Annotated in this window: 24 protein-coding genes; 17 read left to right on the forward strand and 7 right to left on the reverse strand. The window is 63.2% G+C overall.

What is annotated here, in order from left to right; translation table 11 throughout:
• Positions 1 to 4: 4 nt before the first annotated feature.
• The 7 genes from O0879_RS06960 to O0879_RS06990 form a co-directional block, all read right to left on the reverse strand.
• Positions 5 to 2092, reverse strand: a complete 2088-nt coding sequence (locus O0879_RS06960; RefSeq protein ID WP_099664380.1) for a flagellar biosynthesis protein FlhA — start codon at positions 2090 to 2092, stop codon at positions 5 to 7.
• Entirely contained in the window at positions 2089 to 3228 is a 1140-nt protein-coding gene (locus O0879_RS06965) for a flagellar type III secretion system protein FlhB (RefSeq protein ID WP_077403194.1), read from the reverse strand. The genes O0879_RS06960 and O0879_RS06965 overlap by 4 nt, the downstream gene beginning before the upstream one ends.
• A 137-nt stretch (positions 3229 to 3365) precedes the next feature.
• Positions 3366 to 4163 (reverse strand): flagellar biosynthetic protein FliR, encoded by a 798-nt coding sequence (locus O0879_RS06970; protein WP_077403190.1) that lies wholly within the window; start codon positions 4161 to 4163, stop codon positions 3366 to 3368.
• 11 nt (positions 4164 to 4174) lie between these two features.
• Positions 4175 to 4447: a flagellar biosynthetic protein FliQ gene (locus O0879_RS06975; RefSeq protein WP_034757874.1), complete on the reverse strand. Its 273-nt coding sequence runs from the start codon at positions 4445 to 4447 to the stop codon at positions 4175 to 4177.
• A 3-nt stretch (positions 4448 to 4450) separates the two neighbouring features.
• Positions 4451 to 5221, reverse strand: a complete 771-nt coding sequence (gene fliP, locus O0879_RS06980; RefSeq protein ID WP_251349167.1) for a flagellar type III secretion system pore protein FliP — start codon at positions 5219 to 5221, stop codon at positions 4451 to 4453.
• Positions 5218 to 5583, reverse strand: a complete 366-nt coding sequence (locus O0879_RS06985; protein WP_077403184.1) for a FliM/FliN family flagellar motor switch protein — start codon at positions 5581 to 5583, stop codon at positions 5218 to 5220. Before O0879_RS06985 ends, fliP begins: the two co-directional genes overlap by 4 nt.
• A gap of 1 nt (position 5584) precedes the next feature.
• Complete coding sequence (locus O0879_RS06990; protein ID WP_257218649.1) at positions 5585 to 6463, reverse strand: FliM/FliN family flagellar motor switch protein; 879 nt, start codon at positions 6461 to 6463, stop codon at positions 5585 to 5587.
• A 551-nt stretch (positions 6464 to 7014) separates the two neighbouring features.
• On the opposite strand from O0879_RS06990, the gene O0879_RS06995 reads away from it, so the two are divergent.
• From O0879_RS06995 to O0879_RS07075, 17 genes are all read left to right on the forward strand, one after another.
• Positions 7015 to 7353, forward strand: coding sequence for a flagellar hook-basal body complex protein FliE (locus tag O0879_RS06995; RefSeq protein WP_034787870.1), 339 nt, complete (start codon positions 7015 to 7017; stop codon positions 7351 to 7353).
• Between the two features lie 60 nt (positions 7354 to 7413).
• Positions 7414 to 9144, forward strand: a complete 1731-nt coding sequence (fliF, locus tag O0879_RS07000) for a flagellar basal-body MS-ring/collar protein FliF (RefSeq protein ID WP_077403175.1) — start codon at positions 7414 to 7416, stop codon at positions 9142 to 9144.
• Positions 9122 to 10162, forward strand: a complete 1041-nt coding sequence (locus O0879_RS07005) for a flagellar motor switch protein FliG (RefSeq protein ID WP_077403172.1) — start codon at positions 9122 to 9124, stop codon at positions 10160 to 10162. Before fliF ends, O0879_RS07005 begins: the two co-directional genes overlap by 23 nt.
• Positions 10159 to 10848 (forward strand): flagellar assembly protein FliH, encoded by a 690-nt coding sequence (fliH, locus tag O0879_RS07010; protein ID WP_034787861.1) that lies wholly within the window; start codon positions 10159 to 10161, stop codon positions 10846 to 10848. Before O0879_RS07005 ends, fliH begins: the two co-directional genes overlap by 4 nt.
• Positions 10845 to 12155, forward strand: a complete 1311-nt coding sequence (fliI, locus tag O0879_RS07015) for a flagellar protein export ATPase FliI (RefSeq protein WP_289898369.1) — start codon at positions 10845 to 10847, stop codon at positions 12153 to 12155. Before fliH ends, fliI begins: the two co-directional genes overlap by 4 nt.
• 8 nt (positions 12156 to 12163) lie before the next feature.
• Positions 12164 to 12601, forward strand: coding sequence for a flagellar export protein FliJ (locus tag O0879_RS07020; protein ID WP_077403163.1), 438 nt, complete (start codon positions 12164 to 12166; stop codon positions 12599 to 12601).
• An 89-nt stretch (positions 12602 to 12690) separates the two neighbouring features.
• Positions 12691 to 14100 (forward strand): flagellar filament capping protein FliD, encoded by a 1410-nt coding sequence (fliD, locus tag O0879_RS07025; protein WP_289915603.1) that lies wholly within the window; start codon positions 12691 to 12693, stop codon positions 14098 to 14100.
• 50 nt (positions 14101 to 14150) lie between these two features.
• Complete coding sequence (fliS, locus tag O0879_RS07030) at positions 14151 to 14540, forward strand: flagellar export chaperone FliS (protein ID WP_070219791.1); 390 nt, start codon at positions 14151 to 14153, stop codon at positions 14538 to 14540.
• A gap of 31 nt (positions 14541 to 14571) precedes the next feature.
• Positions 14572 to 14850, forward strand: coding sequence for a hypothetical protein (locus tag O0879_RS07035; RefSeq protein ID WP_289915605.1), 279 nt, complete (start codon positions 14572 to 14574; stop codon positions 14848 to 14850).
• Positions 14847 to 15992 carry a flagellar hook-length control protein FliK gene (locus O0879_RS07040; RefSeq protein ID WP_289915607.1) on the forward strand — a complete coding sequence of 382 codons (1146 nt, stop codon included), beginning with the start codon at positions 14847 to 14849 and terminating at the stop codon, positions 15990 to 15992. The genes O0879_RS07035 and O0879_RS07040 overlap by 4 nt, the downstream gene beginning before the upstream one ends.
• A gap of 11 nt (positions 15993 to 16003) precedes the next feature.
• Positions 16004 to 16465, forward strand: a complete 462-nt coding sequence (locus O0879_RS07045; protein WP_306558280.1) for a flagellar basal body-associated FliL family protein — start codon at positions 16004 to 16006, stop codon at positions 16463 to 16465.
• A 33-nt stretch (positions 16466 to 16498) separates the two neighbouring features.
• The gene (locus O0879_RS07050; RefSeq protein WP_077403148.1) at positions 16499 to 17242 is read left to right on the forward strand and encodes a FliA/WhiG family RNA polymerase sigma factor; all 744 of its coding nucleotides are present in this window, start codon (positions 16499 to 16501) and stop codon (positions 17240 to 17242) included.
• 56 nt (positions 17243 to 17298) lie between these two features.
• Entirely contained in the window at positions 17299 to 18213 is a 915-nt protein-coding gene (gene motA / locus O0879_RS07055; RefSeq protein WP_034757817.1) for a flagellar motor stator protein MotA, read from the forward strand.
• Positions 18140 to 19201 carry a flagellar motor protein MotB gene (locus O0879_RS07060; RefSeq protein ID WP_289915609.1) on the forward strand — a complete coding sequence of 354 codons (1062 nt, stop codon included), beginning with the start codon at positions 18140 to 18142 and terminating at the stop codon, positions 19199 to 19201. Before motA ends, O0879_RS07060 begins: the two co-directional genes overlap by 74 nt.
• Before the next feature lie 16 nt (positions 19202 to 19217).
• Entirely contained in the window at positions 19218 to 19508 is a 291-nt protein-coding gene (gene flgM, locus O0879_RS07065) for a flagellar biosynthesis anti-sigma factor FlgM (RefSeq protein ID WP_034757812.1), read from the forward strand.
• Positions 19505 to 19945, forward strand: a complete 441-nt coding sequence (flgN, locus tag O0879_RS07070; RefSeq protein WP_099664388.1) for a flagellar export chaperone FlgN — start codon at positions 19505 to 19507, stop codon at positions 19943 to 19945. The genes flgM and flgN overlap by 4 nt, the downstream gene beginning before the upstream one ends.
• Entirely contained in the window at positions 19932 to 20684 is a 753-nt protein-coding gene (locus tag O0879_RS07075; RefSeq protein ID WP_289915610.1) for a glucosaminidase domain-containing protein, read from the forward strand. The genes flgN and O0879_RS07075 overlap by 14 nt, the downstream gene beginning before the upstream one ends.
• Positions 20685 to 20686 lie beyond the last annotated feature (2 nt).

Below are 20686 nucleotides of genomic sequence, written 5' to 3' on the forward strand. Positions count from 1 at the left end.
CGTTTTATCCCACCGTGCCGATGATGCTCACTTCGCGGTTTTCCGGGATTTCATTATACGACAGCACATGCAGGCCCGGCGCGAACAGGCGCGCATAGCGGGCCAGCAGCGGACGGATCTGCGGCAGCACCAGCAACAGCGGCGGCGTGGCCTGCTGCTTCATCTGCTCGCGCGCCACCGGCATGTTCACTTGCAGCTGCGACAGCAGGTGCGGATCGATCGGATAATTATCCAAAGTCACCTTGCCCGCCTGGCGCGCCTGGTTCAGCGAACCGAGCAACATGTTTTCCAGTTCGCCGCCCAGGTTAAACGCCTGCATTTCCATCTTCTGGCCGAACAGGCCGCTGACGATCTGGCGCCGCAGCGCGCAACGCACCTCGGCCGCCAGCAAAATCGGGTCCTTGGTCGTTTCCGAACTGTCGAGCAAGGTGGTGGCGATGGGCACGATATCCTTCAGTGACACATTTTCCGCCAGCAAGACGCGGAACACGCGCAACAGCTGCGTGTGCGTGAGCGCCTTGTCCAGCGCGCCGGCGAGCTTGGGCGACAGGGCCGTCAGGCGTTCCATCATGTTCGAGACGTCTTCGTGGCGGAACAGTTCCGGCAAGTATTCGCGCACCATTTTCGACAAGTGCGTGGCGATCACGCTGGGCGCCTCGATGACCTGGTAGCCGAGACCCAGCGCATGCGCCTTCTCGCTGGGCTCGATCCACGTGACGGGCATGCCGTAGGCCGGCTCGATGCCGGGAATGCCGTCCAGCTGGCCATACACGTTCGGCGACGGGATCGCCATCAGGCGGTCGGCCTGCACTTCCGCCTGCGCCACCACGGTGCCCGACAGCACGATCGCGTATTGCGACGGCTTCAGGGCCAGGTCGTCGCGCACGCCGATATTCGGCAGCAGCAAGCCCATCGCTTCAGACAGACTCTGGCGCACGCCCTTGACGCGCTTGTTCAACGGTTCGCCTTGCGTTTTATCAACCATGCCGACCAGTTTATAGCCTAGCATCACCATCAGGGGCTGCACGGCAGGCAATTGCTGCCACTCCAGCTCGGCCGGGCGCTCCTCGCGCAAGGCTGCCTCGATGGCCGCCATGCCGGCCGCGTCCGGTCCCTTCACGCGCTTGGTCAAACGCCAGGCCACGAAAGCCAGCACGGCCGCAAACGTCATGAACATGAACCACGGCATGCCCGGAATCAGGGCCAGCGCCACCATCATGCCGGCCGCGCTGAAGATCACCGTCGGCGACGTCAGCACCTGTCCCGCCACTTGCTGTTCGAAGTCGCCCGAATCGCTGATGCGGGTCACCAGGATGGCGGCCGCGGCCGACAGCAGCAGCGCCGGAATCTGCGCCACCAGGCCATCGCCGATGGTCAGCAGTGCGTACTGGCGGAAAGCGTCGCCGAACGACAGGTCGTGCATCAGCGAGCCGATGGCCACGCCGCCCACCATGTTGATGATCAAAATCAGGATACTGGCGACGGCATCGCCGCGCACGAACTTCGACGCGCCGTCCATGGCGCCGTAGAAATCCGCTTCGGCGGCCACGTCCTTGCGGCGGATCTGGGCTTTTTCCTGGTTGATCAGGCCGGCGTTCAGGTCGGCATCGATGGCCATCTGCTTGCCCGGCAAGGCATCGAGGGTAAAGCGCGCGGATACTTCCGAGATGCGCTCGGCGCCCTTGGTGACGACGGCGAAGTTGATAATCATCAAGATCACGAAGACCACGATACCGACGACGAAGTTGCCGCCGATCACGACGTTACCAAACGCCTCGATCACCTTACCGGCCGCATCCGCGCCCGTGTGGCCGTGCAGCAGCACCACGCGCGTGGACGCCACGTTCAGGGTCAGCCTGAGCATGGTGGTGGCCAGGATCACCGTCGGGAAGACGGAGAAATCGAGCGGCCGCTTGGCCGACACGCTGACGAGGATGACGATCAGTGCCAGCACGATATTGAAAGTGAACAAGATATCGAGCAGCACCGGCGGCAGCGGCAGGATGATCATTGCCAGGATCACCAGCAGGAACAGCGGCGTGGCGAACTTGTGGCGGCGCATTTCGGCAACCAACCGGTTCAGGAAATTCATGAAGGTACTACCTCGCTCAAATGAGATGGCACGACCACCTCGGTGGGAAATGGGGGCTGGGCAGCGCGCTGCCCAGAACGGAATGCTTTCAGCTGCAGGATGTAGTTGAGCACCTGCGACACGGCCTGGTACAGCTGCACGGGAATCTGCTGCTGCACCTGGCTGGTGTTGTAGATGGCGCGCGCCAGCGGCGGCAACTCCAGCGTTTCAATATCGTGTTCCTTCGCCACTTGCCGGATATACAGCGCCATCTCGTCGACGCCCTTGGCAACGACAAACGGCGCCTCGGCGCGGTCCTGGTCATACTTCAATGCGACGGCGTAATGCTCGGGATTGACGATCACCACGTCGGCGTCGGGCACGGTCTTGCGCACGCTGCGCCGGCCGATCTGCTGCTGCAGCTGGCGGATGCGCTGGCGCACTTCGGGACGCCCTTCGCTGCTTTTATGTTCTTCCTTGACATCCTGCTTGCTCATGCGCTGGTTGCGGGCAAAGAAGAACGCCTGCGCCGGCACGTCGATGATGGCAAACAGGACAAAGACGGAAATGAGCGCCATCAAGCCGTCGAGCATCAGCGCCGAGCCGTCGAGCATGGCCTGCTGCAGGGGCCTGTGTTGCAAATCCACGTACTGCGTCAGGCTGGAGCGGCTCACATGCACGAGCACCATGCCCAGCACGGCGGCCTTGGCGATGGACAGGCCGAATTCAAAAGCATGCTTGGGCGCAAACAGACGGCCCAGGTTCTTGGCCGGGCTCAGACGCTCCATCTTCGGCATCCAGTTCTTCGTGCTGATGACCCAGCCGCCAGGGATCAAGGAGCCGAGCACAACGAACAGGGGCACGCAAAACAGCGGCACGATCATCTTGATCAGCAAGCCCACCGACGTCGTAAACGCCATCGACATAGCATTTTCCAGCGCGCCCTTGCTGTCGAGCGGCATGAAAGCCATGGCGAACAGCTCGCGAAAGCTCAGCAGATAGCTTGGCAGCAGGTAAATGAAGACCTTCATGCTGATCAGGATGCCCAGCGCCGTCGACAGGTCGCGCGAACGCACCACCTGCCCTTCCTGGCGCGATTTCTTCAGCTTTTGCTGTGACGCCTTTTCTGTCTTGTCGCCCGTGCTGCTATCCGCCATGCGCCACACCTTTCCGCACGTGCCCTGCAAGCGTAGCGAGCAAGTTCAATGCCGGTTTGAGTAGCGCAGCTGTACGGAGGTACAGCGAGCAACGGATGCCCGGAAGTGGACTGCGCAGTAGCTTGTTGGCACGTGCGCTATCCATGGGCCACCCGCATCTGTTCGGCGATCATTTCCAGCACGCGATTCGTCATGGCGATGTAGTGCTCGGGGATAAAGCGCACGATCTGCCCCAGCATCAGCAGGCCGAACACGGTGATCATGGAAAAACCCAGCGAAAACAGGTTCAGCGACGGCGCAACCCGGTTCAGGAAGCCAAAGCCCAGCTGCACCACCATGGTGGAAAAGACGATGGGCAAGGCCAGCAGCATGGCGGCGGCGAAAATCCATGCCACGTTATACGCCACCGTCTGCAGCAGCAGCGGTCCGTAGCCCTGCCCCACGGGCCAGGCCGTGAAACTGGCGCCGATCACGCCCGTCAGCACGAGGTGACCGTCGATGGCGAAAAACACGATCATGCACATGATGGTGAGCATCCCCGTGATCACGTCCGACGAGGTGCCATTGAGCGGGTCGTTCATCACGGCCATGGAAAAGCCCACCTGGCTCGACACCAGGTAACCGAGCACCGACATGACGGACATGGCGAAGTGGAAGGCCAGGCCGAGGACGAAGCCGATGATGGCCTGCTCCAGGGTGGCGACGGCGGCGTGCAGGGAAAACGGATCGATCTTCAGCAAGTCCTGCGAGATGCCCGACGCCTGCATCACGGGCAGCATCAGGATCGCCAGCACCAGCGACAGCAGCACCCGCACGGGGACGGGCACCATCGCGTCGCCGATCACGGGCGAGGCGCTGAGCATGGCCAGGATGCGGCAGAACGGCCACCACACGGCCAGCAGAAACGGCAGCACCTGATTGAAAATCTGATCCATGGCGCGCGGCGCTATCCGACCAGGGTGGCGGCGCGCTGAAAAATGGACACGCAATAATCCATCAGGTAACCGGCCATCCAGCGGCCGGCCAGGATCAGGGCCAGCAGGGTGACCAGCAGGCGCGGCAGGAAACTCATGGTCTGTTCATTGATCGAGGTGGCCGCCTGCACCAGCGCGACCAGCAAGCCCATGAGCAAACCGGGCACGACCAGGATCACCACCAGCAGCATCACGACGTGCAGCGCTTCGATGATCAGGTCGACGGCGACTTCAGGGGTAAACATGGATCAATAGCCCTGTATGCTGGTAACAAGCGTGTTGACGGTCAGGGTCCAGCCGTCGACGAGCACGAACAGCAGCAGCTTGAACGGCAGCGAAATCACCAGCGGCGAGAGCATCATCATGCCCATGGCCATCAGCACGGACGCCACCACCAGATCGATGATGAGGAACGGTATGAACAGCATGCACCCGATCTGGAACGCCGTCTTGAGTTCGGACAACACAAACGCGGCCAGCTTGACCGTGAAACTGTGGTCTTGCGGGCGCATGGTCGACGGTTCGCCGGCCAGGTGCGCGATCTGCGCCAGCGCGGCCTTGCTCGTCTGCGCCAGCATGAAGCGCGAAATCGGCACTTCGGCGATCTTCAGCGCTTCCTGCATGCCGATCTGGTCGCGGTCGTAAGGCACGAACGCTTCCTTCCACACCTGGTCGCCGATGGGGCGCATGACCAGCAGGGTGAGGATCAGGGCGATGCCCGTGACGATGCGGTTGGGCAAGCCCTGCTGCAGGCCCAGGGCCTGGCGCAGCAGGGACAGCACGATGACGAAGCGGGTAAAGCTGGTCATCATCATGACCATCACGGGCAGCAGCCCGAGCAGGGTCATGACGACGAGGATCTGCATCTTCACCGACAGGTCGGTCTTCGCGCCCGGCACCACGCCGGACAGCAGGTCCTGCGCGCCAGCGGCATTGCAGCACAGCATCAGAACGGGAACAGCCAGCGCGGCAGCCAGCGCGCCGCGGCGCCGGCTCAAGCCGGGTACCGCCAGCTTCATGCTGTCATCAGGTCGAGATTGAGGCCGTCGAGGTCGATGACTTTCAGGCCATAGTTCTCGCCGGCCACCACCACTTCGGCACGGCCGATCGGCGTGCCGTTGACCTTGATCACCAGCGGTTCGCCGGCCAGCATGTCGAGTTCGATCACGCTTTCCGGGCCGATGGCCATCAATTCTTCCAGCGAAATGCGGGCCGAACCCACTTCCAGGGTCAGGGTGACGGGAATCTTGCGCATCATCTGCGGAATGTCGCGCCGCGCGCGGCCGCTGGCCACGTCGGACACGTCGCCCTGGTCGATGATCATGTCATCGCCCAGGTCTTCCAGCAGGGTTTCGCTCTGGTTGGTATCGGTCATATTCATATTATTCGACATCTTCAAAGGAGGTTAAACAGAGCTTGCCCTTGTGTTCGGAAACAGCAGCTGTAAAGAGACGGGAGTCGTCGAGCATGACGTCGGTGCGGCTGAGGCTAACGGGAATCACGTCGCCCACGCGCAAGTCGAACAAGGCGCCCAGCTGCACCTGTTTGCTGACGAGCCGGCCTTCCAGGGTCACTTGCAGGCGCGACGCGAGCGGACGCACGCTGCCGCGCAAGGCTTTCTTCGCCTGCGCGCGCTCTGGCAGCAAGCCGCGCAGCACGTCGGCCATCAGGCGCTTGTCCAGCGAGAACCAGAACTGGCCGCTCTGCCCCGCCTCGACGTCGCTGAGCGCCACCGTGACGATCCAGCTGCCACGTGCCGGATGCACACCCGACTGCGCGGCGACCTCGGCACTGGTGTCGATGTCGCTGCTTTTGCCCAGGGTTTGCAGGTTCTTGTGGACGCGGGAGAACAAACTGTTCACCAACTGTTGTCCAAGCACCACAGCGAGGCGCTCTTCCGTGGCCGTCACGCGCACCTGCGCCGGATCGGGCAGCGCGCCCTTGGCGCCGGCACTACCATAGCGATAGTTCAGCACGCTCAAGAGTATCTGCCGTTCGAGGGCAAAGCCCGTCTGGCTGGCCGGCGTGGAGAAACTCAGCCAGCGGTTCACGCTGTCCTCGTTTTCCACGCGCGACAAGGTCACGGCATCGATCTGGAAATTCCCCCAGTAGCGGCGACTCATCGGCTGGCGCAGGGCCACGGCCAGGTCGTCGCGCAGCTGGGCGCCGAATACATGCAGCAAATGGACAGGACGTCCAAGCAGACAGGAATCGAGGACTTGATGGCGCACAGTTTGATCTGTCTTGGTAAGGATTGTCATGTAGTGGTCATGTCGGTATTGCGGTGGCAGAACAAATTATACGGATCGCCCGAAATTAAATACAGCATCATCTTGACCTGGCGTACCGGTCTGCAAGCAAACGATTGCGCATCGTATCGCATGCTGGATGACTACGGTGCTGAACAATACATGAAAAAGCTAAATATTGCCATGTATCAATATTCCTTGAGGCAATCCTCTCTTTACTTTATAGTTGCCGCGAGGTAAGCTTATAGCGACAAAATATAGATTTGCAGTGCGCCATTCCGCTTACCTGATTCCGGTTTTTATGGCAGTTTCCAGTCCCGCTTATTGCCACCAGAAGAAACTTTTATCAGATAATTATTAGTTGTCATGGCCATGTGAATCACGTCGGCGCAGGTCTGCCGGGTTTGTTTGAATCTGCTTGAGCGGATGGTGTGGCAACTGATAAAACTGATGGGCCCTGTAAGCGGGCCGGGCAAGATGGCGCGGGATGTCATGCCTGCCGGAATGGCAACACCAGTAATTTCTGATTGATACGTCACCGCATATTGAAAGTAGAGGGCACGATGAGCAACGAACTCGCAGGTCTGATCAAGGCCGATCTGGCAGCACTGAGCAATGACGCGCGCGCCCTGGGCGCCAGCATCGCTCCCGCCGCCCAGTTCGGCGCGCCGGAACAATCCGGCTTCTCCTTTGCGCAAAGCATGAAAGACGCCATCGGCAAGGTCAACGGCGATGACCGCATGGCGGCGCAGAAAATGAGCGACGTCGACAGCGGCAAGAGCGACGACATGGTCGGCGCCATGCTGGCCAGCCAGGAAGCGAGCCTGTCCTTCTCCATGTTGATGCAAGTGCGCAACAAGGTCATGGGCGCCGTCGACGAACTCATCAAACTGCCTCTGTAATCTTCACGTCCTGATCCACGCCCAGCCTCCCAGCGAAAGTTACCCCAAGTGATTACCCCCATGAAGTCCGCATTTGCGCGCTGGCGCCTTGGTGCCCAGCCCGCCATCCCGCCCGCCCTGCTGAAAAACCTGGTTCCCATCGTCGTGCTGGCCATCGGCATCACCGCCATGGTGACCATGTATGCCTGGCGCGACCAGGCCAACTACAAGCCGGTGTTTGGCGCGCGCGAAAAAGTGGCCGTGACGGACATGATGGCCACGCTGGACGCCGAACACATCCCCTACCGCCTGCATCCGGACAGCGGTCAGGTGCTGGTGCCCGACGCCATGCTGGGCAAGGTGCGCATGCTGCTCGCATCGAAAGGCGTGACGGCGCAACTGCCGGCCGGCCTGGAACTGATGGACAAGAATGACCCGCTGGGCGTATCGCAATTCGTGCAGGACGTGCGCTTCCGCCGCGGCCTGGAAGGCGAACTGGCGCAAAGCATCATGACGATGGACGCGATCGCTTCGGCGCGCGTCCATCTGTCGATTGCGAAATCGACATCGTTCGTCGCCAGCGACGGCGACAAATCGTCCGCCTCGATCGTCGTGGCGCTGAAGCCGGGCCGCACCCTGGCGCCGGAACAGATCGCCGCCGTCATCAACATGGTGGCCGGCAGCGTCGCCAGCCTGGCGCCCACGCGCGTGAGCCTGGTCGACCAGGGCGGCAACCTGCTGTCCGCGCACGTCGACCTGACGGACGGCTTCGATGCCTCGGCCGCCGGCAATGAAGGCGCGAAACGTTTCCAGGATGAAATCCGCCGCAACGTCACGGGCTTGCTCGGCCCAGTCATCGGCGAAGACAACTTCAAGCTCAGCGTGACGGCCGCCGTGAACAACGACCGCGTGGACGAAACGCTGGAAAAATACGGCGAAGCCCCGAAAGTGACGAGCGAAGCGATGCGCGAAGAGCAGGAACGCAACCGCACCGTGGCCGGCATTCCCGGCAGCCTGTCGAACCGTCCGCCAGCGGCCGCCGTGCCGGCACCGGCCGACGCAGCAGGCGCCGCCCCCGCCGACGGCGCACCGAAACCGTCCGACGACGGCACGGCCCGCAAGAACGCCACCACGCGCCAGTACGCCTACGACCGCAGCATCACGCAGATCAAGCGCAGCCGTGGCCGCCTGGAAAAACTCAGCGTCGCCGTGGTCCTCAACAGCGCCGCCGCACCGAACCCGAAAACGGGCTGGACTCCTGCCGAACTGGGCAATATTGAAAAAATGCTCAACAGCGGCCTGGGCATCAACGCCCAGCGCGGCGACAGCCTGAGCCTGACGGCGCTGGCCTTCCCCGCCAAGCCGCCCGTGGCGCAGTGGTGGGAAGAGCGCGACACCGTCGTCGATTTCAGCAGCTGGCTGCTGTACGCCCTGGGCGCCATCCTCGGCTACTTCCTGATCCTGCGTCCGCTGCTGCGCCTGCTGACCACGCGCCTGGCGCCGCCGGCACTGAAACAGCTCGACCCTGCCCTGGCGCTGGGCGGCAGCGCCGCCGCCGGCGCCAACGGCGCGGCCGTTGCCGGCGCGCCAGCCCTGGGCGTGAATGGCACACCGCTGGCGCTCGAAGGCGAAGCCGCCGGCGGCAGCATGCCGGTCGTGCCGCTGCTGGAAAACTATGACTTGCCGCCACCTGGCTCGGCGGTCGACGTGATGGTCGACCACCTGAAAGTGCTGGCTGAAAAAGAACCCGAGCGTGTCGCCGAAGTCGTCAAACAATGGATGCAGAAAAATGGCCGAACTCAACAACAATAATCCCTCCGACGGCGCCGAATACGAAAGCGCCAGCCTGAACCCCGTGGAACAGGCGGCCATCGTGCTGCTGAGCATCGGCGAAGAGCAGGCGGCCAACGTGCTGCGCTGCCTGTCGCGCGAAGAATTGCTGGAAGTCACGCAAGTGATGTCGCGCATGAGCGGCATCAAGGTCGAGTCCGTGAAAACGGCGATGCAGACCTTCTTCGACGACTACCGCCAGCAAAGCGGCGTGCACGGCGCCTCGCGCAGCTACCTGAAGCGTTCGCTGGACATGGCGCTGGGCAGCGATATCGCAAATAGCGTGCTGAACAACATCTACGGCGATGCGATCCGCCCCAAGATGGCGCGCCTGCAGTGGGCTTCGCCAAAATGGCTGGCCGAATACATCGTCAATGAACACGTGCAGATGCAAGCCGTGTTCCTGGCCTTTTTGCCGCCCGCGCTGGCCGGCCAGATCCTCGACGCCCTGCCCGTCGAAGGCCGCGACCTGGTCTTGCTGAACCTGGCGCGCCTGGACGAGATCGACCGCGACCTGCTGGTCGAGCTCGACGAACTGGTGGGCCGCTGCCTGGGCACGCTCGACACGCAAAGCACCAGCGTGGAAGGCATCCGCCAGGCGGCCGAGATTCTCAACCGCATGCCGGGCAACCGCGCCGCACTGGTCGAACTGCTGCGCGCGCACGACCCGGAAGTCGTGTCGGAAATCGAACTGAGCATGTACGACTTCCTGATCCTGGCCACGCAGAGCGATGTCACGCTCACGCGCATCCTGGAAGACGTGCCGATGGAACAGTGGGCCATCGCCCTCAAGGGTGCGGAACCGTCGATCCGCGACGCCGTGCTGAAAACCATGCCGCGCCGCCAGGCACAGAGCTTCGAAGACATGATGCGCCGTTCCGGCCCCGTGCCTTTGAGCCGTATCGAACAAACGCGCCAGGAAATCATGGCCACCGTCAAGGGCCTCGCCGATGCGGGCGAGATCGAAGTGCAACTGTTTGCCGAAGCGGTGATCGAATGAAACACTTCCGCTCGTATCGTTTCCCGCCCCTGTCGCAATTCATCGCCGCCGGCCAGCGTGCCTCCAACGAGGACACGGACGGCCAGTGGCAGGCGTCCGTCTCGGAAGGCTTCGAGCAGGGCCAGCGCGACGGCTACGAAGTGGGCCTGGTGCAAGGCCAGCAGGACGGCTACGACACCGGACGCAACGACGGCATGGCGCAGGGCCGAGAAGAAGGCCGCAATGAAACCCTGGTGGCGCTGGACCGCCTGGCGCGCCCCGTCGACGCCATCCTGCGCGACCTGAAAAAAGTGCGCGCCGATTACCGCGAAGCGCAGCGCAAGGAAGTGGTCGACCTGGTGGCCAAGGTGGCGCGCCAGGTGATCCGCGCGGAACTGGCGCTGCAGCCGGTGCAATTGCTGGCCCTGGTCGACGAGACCCTGGCCTCGATGCCGCCCACGCGCGAGGAAATCGACGTCTTCCTCAATCCGGAAGAACTCAAACGCATCAGCGAACTCGATCCGAAGCGCGCCAAGCGCTGGAACCTGATCGCCGACGCGCGCCTCGACGCGGGCGAATGCCGCATCAAGGCGGGCGACAATGAAGTCGACGCGGGCTGCCATCAGCGCCTGTCGGCCTGCATGGAACAAGTCAGCAGCCACCTGGCGCTGGCCGCCGAACACGCAGACCAGGGCGCGCCTGCATGATCGCCGACACGCTGCGCAGTTTCGAGATCGGCGATATCCCGGTCGCGACACCCACCGGCCGCCTGGTCGGCGCTTCCGGCCTGCTGCTGGAAAGCGCCGGCTGCCGCCTGCACACGGGCCAGCGTTGTCAAATTGAAACTGTAAGCGGCGAGTGGCTCGATGCGCAAGTCGTCGGTTTTCGCGAAAAACTGTCCTACCTGATGCCGTTCAAGAAGGCCACGGGCCTGACCACCGGCGCCAGGGTTCTGCCCTTGCCCGACAAGGCCAGCCTGCAGATCGGCCCGTCATGGCTGGGCCGCATGGTCAATGGCCTGGGCGAGCCGATCGACGACCTGGGCCGCCTCGGTGGCGAACACATCCTGGAAGTCACGCCGCCAAAGATCAATCCCCTGAAGAAACAACCGGTGGTCGAACCGCTGGACGTGGGCGTGCGGGCCATCAACAGCATGCTAACCCTGGGCAAGGGCCAGCGCGTGGGCCTGATGGCCGGTTCCGGCGTGGGTAAGAGCGTGCTGCTGGGCCTGATCACGCGCCAGACGGTGGCCGATGTCGTCGTCGTCGGCCTGATCGGCGAACGGGGCCGCGAAGTGCGCGAATTCGTCGAAAAGTCGCTCGGCGCCGAAGGCTTGAAAAAAGCCGTGCTGGTGATCGCCCCGGCCGATGAATCGCCGTTGATGCGCATCATGGCCACCGAACTGTGCCATTCGATCGCCGCCCATTACCGCGACCAGGGCAAGCACGTGCTGCTGCTGGTCGACTCGCTGACGCGCTATGCGATGGCCTTGCGCGAAGTGGCGCTGGCCCTGGGCGAGCCGCCGGCCACGCGCGGCTACCCGCCGTCCGTGTTTTCGAACTTGCCGCAACTGGTGGAAAGCGCCGGCAATGGCGCCCACCCGGACGGCAGCATGAGCGCCATCTACACGGTGCTGGCCGAAGGCGACGACCAGCAGGACCCCGTGGTCGACACGGCGCGCGCGATTCTCGACGGCCACATCGTGCTCACGCGCGAACTGGCCGAGCGGGGCCACTACCCCGCCATCGACATCGCCGCCTCGATCAGCCGCTGCATGGCGCAGGTGATCACGCCCACCCACATGCAGGCGGCGCGTGCGCTGAAAGCGTCGATGGCGCGCCATGCGCGCGTGCGCGACCTGATCCCGCTGGGCGCCTACGTGCCCGGCGCCGACCCGATCACCGACCGCGCCGTCCAGCTGCACGCGCCCATCGAAGCCTTCCTGTGCCAGGGCACCAAGGAAGAGGCGCCGATGGGGCCGTGCATCGAACAACTTGAACAGATCATGGCCTAGGAGCATACGTGAGCGACGCGCATACCATCCGCAACCTGACCACCCTGGTCGGCCTGCGCAGCACCGAAGTGGAACGCCTGCAAGGCGAAATGGCGGCGCAGACGGCCGTGCGCGAGCGCTACCAGAAAAACCTGGAACGCTTGACGGGCCTGTACACGGATAGCGGCCCCAGCGGCGCCCTGCCCCTGGCCCTGTCCGTCAACTGCGGCAACTTCAAGCAAGCCGTCATGCAGATGGCCGACCAGCACCGTACCGACCTGCATTTGCACGAAGCCAACATGGCCGTTTCGCAACGCGCGCTCAATACGGCCTGGGCCAAGCGCGAAGTGCTGGACCAGGTCCTCACGCAGAAACAAAAGTATGTTGCAAATGAGCAACAACGTGTCGATGCCAAGCGGCAAGACGAGCTGGCGACGCAATTCTGGTTCCGCGGGCAGGTAAAATGAGGTTTGTGTAAGTTTCTTTCAGGAAAACTTCACAAAACGGGAATGGGGGTCGCCTTGTACCGGTATATCCCTTTATTCAGGAGTCTGGCATGGCAAGCGTAATTACTGCACCGCAATACGATCCGATCCCAACGGCCGAAAAACTGGCTACCAAGGCTGTCGCCGCGCAAAAGGCCGCCCTGCAGGCGCAGAACACGCTGGCCAGCAATACCAGCACGGCGCTGGGCAACCTGAAGTCGGCCATCTCGGCCTTCCAGAGCGCCATGTCGTCCATGACCAGCAGCAAATCGGTGCTGAGCCAGTCCGCCACCTTTCCGGCCGCCGGTTACGGCACGGCCACGGCCGGCATCAATGCGACGCCGGGCACCTATTCCTTTTTTGTTGAAAAACTGGCCACGGCCAGCCAGATGTCGTACGGCGGCTTGAGCAGCGTCAATACCGCCGATGGCACGGGTACGCTGAAAGTGAAAATCGGCGATGGCGTGGGCGACAACACGCTCGACATCGACCTGGCCGCCGCCGACAAGGATGGCAACGGCACACTGACACCGCAGGAAATCGCTGCCGCCATCAACGGCAACAGCAAGAACAATTCGCGCGTCACCGCTTCCATCGTAACCATCAATAACCAGGCGCAACTGGTACTGACGTCGAATGCGACGGGCATTGCCAACGCCGCCACGCTCGACGCCAGCGCTGTCGACAATATCGCGCTGAAAGGCGCGCTGATCGCTCCGGCCAACATCAAGGAAGTCGTCAAGGCTGACGACGCCACCGTCTGGCTGGGCGGCAAACCTGGCGGCACGGCCATCACGCAGGCATCGAATACATTCACCAACGTGCAGGATGTGAAAATCACGTTCACGCGCGCCATGACTGCCGCCGAAGCGCCCGTCACGCTGACCGTCGCCACGGACAACTCCGGCACCGCCGCCAACGTGCAGGCGTTCGTCGATGCCTACAACAAGCTGAAAACCCTGATGGATGGCCTGGCCAGCCCCGGCAATCCGGAAAAGAACATCGCCGCGGGCATCTTCGCCCATGATTCCGGCCTGAATGCCCTGCGCAGCAGCATGGGCAATGCTCTGCGCCTGAACGTCAATGGCGTCTCGCTCGTGTCCTACGGCATTACGGCCCAGCGCGACGGCACCATCAGCCTCAACGCCGCCAAGCTGACGGCCAAGCTGGCAGACAACCCGACGGGCCTGGACAAGCTTTTTGGCAACAACAGCCTGTCCGCCCCGGCCGGCGTGCTCGGCAGCCTGGACAAGGTACTGGGCCAGTGGAGCAATGTCACCAAGGGCCAGATCACCCAGCGCCAGGCCGCCACGGACAAGCTGCAGAAAAGCCTGGTCAAGAGCGGCGAGCGCCTCACGGCCCAATATGACACGGCATACAAACGCTTCCTCGATCAATTTTCACGCCTGCAAGTAATGCAGGAGCAAATGAGCAAGACGTCCGATATGTTCGATGCCATGTTTAGCAACAATAAATCCTAAGGCGGATGCGCCTGCCGCGCCGCCACAGTTAACATAGCGAGAATACAATCATGTTAAACAATGAAGCTTACGGCAACTACCACGCCGTCAACCTGGATGCCCAGACCGCCCGCGCCACACCGGTCGAGCTGGTACTGGTGCTGACGGACGGCCTGCTGGAAGAACTGGCGCGCGCGCGCGGGCATATCGTGGGCAAGCGCTACGAACAAAAGGCCATCAGCCTGGATAAATGCACGCAGATCATCAACGGTCTGTCGAGCTCGCTCGATTTCGACAATGGCGGCGAAGTGGTCGTCAACCTGGCGCGCCTGTACGACTATTGCGTGGCGCGCCTGTACACGGCCGGCATCAAGCTCGACCCGACCCTGATCGACGAAGTGACGACCTTGATGACCACCATCAAGCGCGGCTGGGTGGGCGTCCAGGCCAACAATGCCTAGGCGCGCCGCGCTGCAGCAGCTGAGCCGGCAATTGAGCGCGGCCATCGCGCAGCCGGACTGGGAGGCGATGGCAAAACTCTCGGCCAGCCTGGCGAAAAACATCCCGCTGCTGGCTGAACGGGGCGCATGGAATGCGCTGGAACAAACAGAATTGTTGCAATTGCGCAAAATTCACGCGCAAGCGGTTAAAATTTGCTCTGAGGAAAAAGAACGCCTGGGATTACACCTGGGTGCATTACAGGCAAATAAGGAAGGTTGGGTCGCCTACGCCGCGCTCGGCGAATACGACTCGGACGGGAATCAAGCATGATCATGAACTTCAACACGGCGCCGGCCGCTCCGGCACCGGCAGCCTCCGCTGCATCCGCACCGGCGCCAGCGCCGGCACAGGCCGCTGCCTTGCCCGGCACGCCGGGCTATGGCAGCAGCGGGACGGCGCCCTCCGCCCTGCCCCTGTTTGCGCAGGTGCTCGATGTGACCGCCGTGGAAACGGCCGATGCCGGCACGCCCGCGCCTGCACCCGCCAAGGACGGCGATAGCGACACCCAGGCCGACAGCAGCCTGCCGGCCATGGCCGCCCCCGTCATCGGCTTGCCGGTGACGATGCTGCCGCCAACGGACGCGGCCGCAGCCGAGGCGCGCGCCGCAGCCCAGACACAAACACAGACACCGGTGCAGGCGAATGCGGCGCAAGCCAACCCTGCACTCAACATCAGCCTGCATCCCGCGGCCGTCACCCTCACCGCGCAGGCAATGGCGCCAGCGCCAGGGCGCGACACGCGCGAACCGCTGGCCGCCGCCAACCCGGCGACCGCCGCCAAGGGCAGCGCGCCGGCACAGCCGTTCGAAGCGCTGCTGCAACAGGGCGCTCCCGTGACGGCCGCCGCCGCCCCTGCCGCCCGCGAAGGCGAACGCGGCGCCGCGACGCCGGCTCCCGCCACGCCCAACCTGGGCTTGACGGGCGCGGTCGGCAATACGGCCACGGCGGCCCCGTCCGGCGACACCATCAAGCTCAACGGCCCTGCCCAGCAATGGCAGGAACCGCTGCGCGAAGCGCTGGGCGAACGCCTGCAGACGCAGATCGGCCGCAACAGCGAACACGCGACGATCCGCCTCGACCCGCCCATGCTGGGACGCATTGAAATTTCCATCCGCCACACGGCTGGCGCGCTGCAGGTGAACGTCACGGCGTCGAACTCGGAAGTGTTGCGCCAGTTGCAAGGTATCGGCGAAAACATGCGCAGCGACCTGGCGCAGCGCCAGTACACCGAGGTGGCCGTGAATATCAGCGCCACCCCGCGCAGCCCCGCCGCCCAGGCGTTTGCCGAAGGCGATGCGCGCGGCCAGCGTCAACCGGGCCGCCAGAACGACGACGCGGAACCGGGGCGCGCCCTGTCCGACGGCAGCCCTGCCGGTACCACTTACGCCATGCATGAGCGAGAGACTGCCTGATGAATATGAAAATGAAACTGATAGGCGGCTTTGTCGCCGTGGCCGTGCTGGCCGCCGGCGCCGCTGGCGGCGCCATGTGGTACCTGGCCAAGCCGGTTGCCGGCCATGCCGAGGTGGCCGAAGCCAAGACCCCGCCGCCGGCCACGGGCAAGAAGGCGCGCAAGTTCCTCACGCTGGACAAGGTCATCGTGATGCTGCGGCGCGGCCCCGGCGAAGGCGAAACGCATTACCTGTCGGCCGACCTGGTGATCGCCACCACCGAGGAAAAGGAAAAGCTGACCAAGGACCACTTGCCGCTGATGCGTTCGATCGCCGTCAGCACCCTGTCGAGTTTCCCGATGGACAAGGCACAGACGATGACGGTGGAGCAATTTGCCGAACAGATCAACAAGGCCTTCAATGTCAGCTATGAACGCGAACAGATGGAAAAACCGTTCACCGAAGTCATGGTCGGCAAGCTGATCATTGAATAAGCCAACACGCCAGCCGACCTAGTGGGAGATCCCTTGGCCTATGTAGAGCAATACCAGGAAGCGTATGGCGCCGGCGAATATGCCGCCGCCAGCGCTTGCGCGGCAGTGCTCAGTGTTGCCGAAGAACAACAACATCTGGTGGCGTACTCCCCTTTGGTGAAACGCATCGTGCGCCAGCTCAATTCGCAGGTGTCGGGCGCCATCGACCGCGACGACATGGAACAGATCGGCCTGATGGGCTTGCTCGAAGCCTTGCGCCGCTACGGCGTGCCGGACCAGTCGTTCGGCAGCTATGCCAGCCTGCGCATCCGCGGCGCCATCCTCGATGAATTGCGGCGCCAGGACTGGCGTCCGCGCGCCGTGCGCCAGGAAAGCCACCGCCTGCGCGACAGCGTGCGCGCCCTCACCCGGCGCCTGGGACGCGAGCCGCTGGAAGCGGAAATCATGGCGGCCCTGAAGCTGACGCCGGAAGCCTTCCAGGAGTACCAGCTGGCGGAAAACGCCGAGCTGATCGCCAGTTTTGATGAAGTGCTGCAGGAAAGCCTGGGACAAGCCGACAGCGCACCGAGCCCGGAAGAGCAATTGATGGTGCGGCGCAGCCTGGAACAGGCGCTGCGCACGCTGGACGAACGGGAACAGCGCGTGATCCAGATGTATTACGAATTCGAACTGAGCTATAAAGAAATTGCCGCCGTGCTAGACCTGAGCGACGCCCGCGTCTGCCAGTTGAACAAGACGGCGCTGGGCAAGATGAAAACCATGCTGCAAGACGCATAAGTTTCAGCACTATCCATCAAATTGACGCAGCACAATGACGCAGAAAGGCAGTTGACATGGTAATTATCGGTATCTTAATCGTGATGGGGTGTGTATTCGGAGGCTTCGCCCTGATGGGCGGCACCGTCCACGCGATCTGGCAACCGGTCGAGTTGATCATCATCATCGGCGCCGCCGTCGGCGCCCTGGTGCTGGGCAACCCCAAGCATGTACTCGGTGAAATGCTGCACCAGATGCGCAAGATCGTCACGCACAAGAAGCAAGGCTCGGAATTCCAGCGCCAGTTGCTGCTGCTGATGTATGAACTGCTGCAAACGGCCGCCGGCGGCCTGAAGGCGCTCGACGCCCACGTCGAGGCGCCGCGCGAAAGCGCCCTGTTCCAGCGCTATCCGCTGGTGCTGGAAGAGCCGAAGCTGCTCGCCTTCATCGTCGACAACTTCCGTTTGATGGCGATGGGCAAGATCAACGCGCATGAGCTGGAAGGCGTGCTGGAGCAGGAACTGGAAGCCATCCACGACGAATTGCTGCAACCGTCGAAATCCTTGCACAAGATCGCCGAAGCCATGCCCGGTTTCGGTATCCTGGCCGCCGTTCTGGGCATCGTGATGGCCATGAATTCCGTGGCCGACGGCGCCGATGCGGCGGAAATCTCGGAAAAAGTGGGCGCCGCCATGGTCGGTACCTTCATCGGCATCTTCTTCTGCTACGGTGTGCTCGATCCGATGTGCAACATGATGAAACAGCTGGTGGGCGAGGAAGGCTCGACCATGGAATGCGTGAAGGTCGTGCTGGTCACGCACGTGGCGGGCAAACCGCCCCTGCTGGCCATCGATGCGGGCCGCCGCCTGGTGCAGCTGAACATCAAGCCTAGCTTCGCCCAGCTGGAAAGCTGGATCAATGCGCTGGAAGATGGCGGCGCCGAACAAGAGCAAGGCCAAGGCCGGGGAGGCCGCCGTGCTAAAGCCGCATGAGAAACATGAACAGGCCATCATCAAGCGTGCCGGCCGCAAGCACGACGACGATGGCCATGGCGGCGCCTGGAAAGTAGCGTTCGCCGACTTTTGCCTGGCCCTGCTGTCGCTGTTCCTCGTGCTGTGGCTGATGGCCGCGCGCGAGCAGCAGGCGATGAAGGAAATCATGATGGATGCGTCGGCAGGCAGCCGCCAGGGCGAAGGCCAGGGCGTGATGCCGGAACAGAAAGGCGGTCCGCGCGGCAGCCTGATCGAGCGCTTCCCCATGCCCCGCAAGGGCACGGGCGACACGCGCACGGAAGGCAAGCAGATGCAGGACGGCAAGGCTGGCGCCGCGCCGCAAAACCAGACCAAGGTCAGCTACCAGTCGCCGGAAGACTTGCTGAGCCTGTCGCGCGCGCTCGATAAGCTCAGCGATGAAGCGGGATTGAAGAGTAATTTGCAATCCGTGATCACGCCGTACGGCTTGCGCGTCATGCTGCACGACACGGACAAGCAAGGCATGTTCGTGCGCGGCAGCGCCGTGCCGACCGACCGTTTCCGCAAGCTGCTGCGCCAGATGGGCCCCGTGTTTGCGCAAATGGATAACCAGATGCTGATCGTCGGCCACACCGATTCGATGCAATACGCCAATACCGGCTATGAAGGCTTTTCGAACTGGACCCTGTCGGCCAACCGCGCCATGTCGGCGCGCGCGCAATTGTTGATCGGCAGCATGAGTCCGGACAGCGTGCTGCAAGTGGTCGGCATGGCCGACCGCGCGCCGCTGGACGTAAAAAACGCCAGCGCCGGCATCAACCGCCGCATCGAACTGTTAATATTGACGCGTGGCCAGGCTGACAGCATCGCCGCCATGTTCGGCATGGCCGGACAAAAGCCGCAGGGCGAAGAATTGCAAGTGGGTGAACCGGATGCGGGCACCTTGCAGCGCCTGCGCGAGAAACTGGGCTTGCCCGCAAAGAAGGAGCGGGATGAGCATGCAAATTAAGGGCAAGGGACAACGTATGAAAATCTCCTCCGGCAATACCGGTGCTGCCGTACGCAGCAGCGCCGTCGCGCCGGCCGAGGCGATCGCCGAGAACGCGGGCGCCGCCGGCGCCATGGGCGGCTCGTCGGCCGGGGCGGAACTGCAATCGGCCGTGCTGCAACCGGCCATGGCCGCCCTGCGCGCCATGCCCGAAATCGACCATGAGCGCGTGGCCATGCTGCGCGATGCGCTGGCCAAGGGCGAATTGCCGTTCGATCCGTCGAAACTGGCAGGCTTGATCCAGCGTTTCCACGGCGGCGAATCGTGACCGCGCCGCGCAAGGGCATCACGCGCCAGGAAGCCATGCGCCGCGTGCTGCAAGGCATGAAAGACGACAGCATCGGCTATGCCGCCCTGCAAACCGTGTTGGAAGAGCAATTCCAGGCGACCTTGCACCATCAGAGCGCGCAATTGACGGCACTGGCGGACCAGGTCATCGCCGCCGTCGAGCCCCTCGATGCGCGCCGCCGCCAGCGGGTCAGCCTCGTCACTGCCCTGCTGGGCCCGCAAGGCGATATGCCGCAATTGTTTGCGTTATTGCAAGATGACGCGCGCACCACCGCCGAGCGCGACTGGGCTGCGCTCGAGCAGATGGTGCTCGAATGCAAGCGCCTGAATGCCCGCAACAGCGATTTATTAACAGAGCAGTACAGCATCATGCAGCGCGTGCTGCATGGCGAGGAAGATACGTATGCGCCAGGCTGATTTTTCACAGATGCGCGCCATGGCCGCCACGCCGTCGACGATGGCGACGAATGCCGTGCAAAGCAATATGCACGCAACCCCTGCCACGGCAGGCGCCGGCGGTTTCAGCAGCGTGTTCCGGCAAGTACAGGGCGAAGTGGCCCGCTTCATCGAACAGGGCGGCGGCAACGCCACCAGCCTGAACCCGCAAGGCCGCGCCTACCTGGAACAGAGCCAGCCCGTCAATGTGCTGGGCAGCATCAACCAGGGTGGCGAGATCGGCGAAACGCAGCAGCAATTCCTCGCCTCGATCAAGCCATGGACGCAGGAAACGGGCGCGCGCCTGGGCGTGGCGCCGGAAATCGTCGCCGCCCACGCGGCGCTGGAATCGGGCTGGGGCCAGCGTCCGCTGCGCCAGGGCACGGGCGCGGACACGAATAATCTATTCGGCATCAAGGCCGGCGGCAAATGGCAAGGCGACGTGGCCAGCAATGTCACCACCGAATACGAGGCGGGCAGCGGCGCGGCCCTGAAGAAAACGGAACGTTTCCGCAGTTATCCGGACCAGGCCAGCGCCTTCCGCGACTATGCGCAAGTATTGCTCGACAATCCCCGCTACCGCACTGCCCTGAACACGGGTAGCGACGCGGGCGCTTTCGCGCAAGGCCTGGCGCGCGGCGGCTATGCCACCGACCCCAACTATGCCGCCAAGCTGACCCAGTTGGCGACGCGTTTGCAGCGCACGGCCGCCGCCGAGTAGTT

The sequence above is a fragment of the Janthinobacterium sp. SUN120 genome, assembly GCF_030397735.1.
GTDB lineage: Bacteria > Pseudomonadota > Gammaproteobacteria > Burkholderiales > Burkholderiaceae_D > Janthinobacterium > Janthinobacterium kumbetense.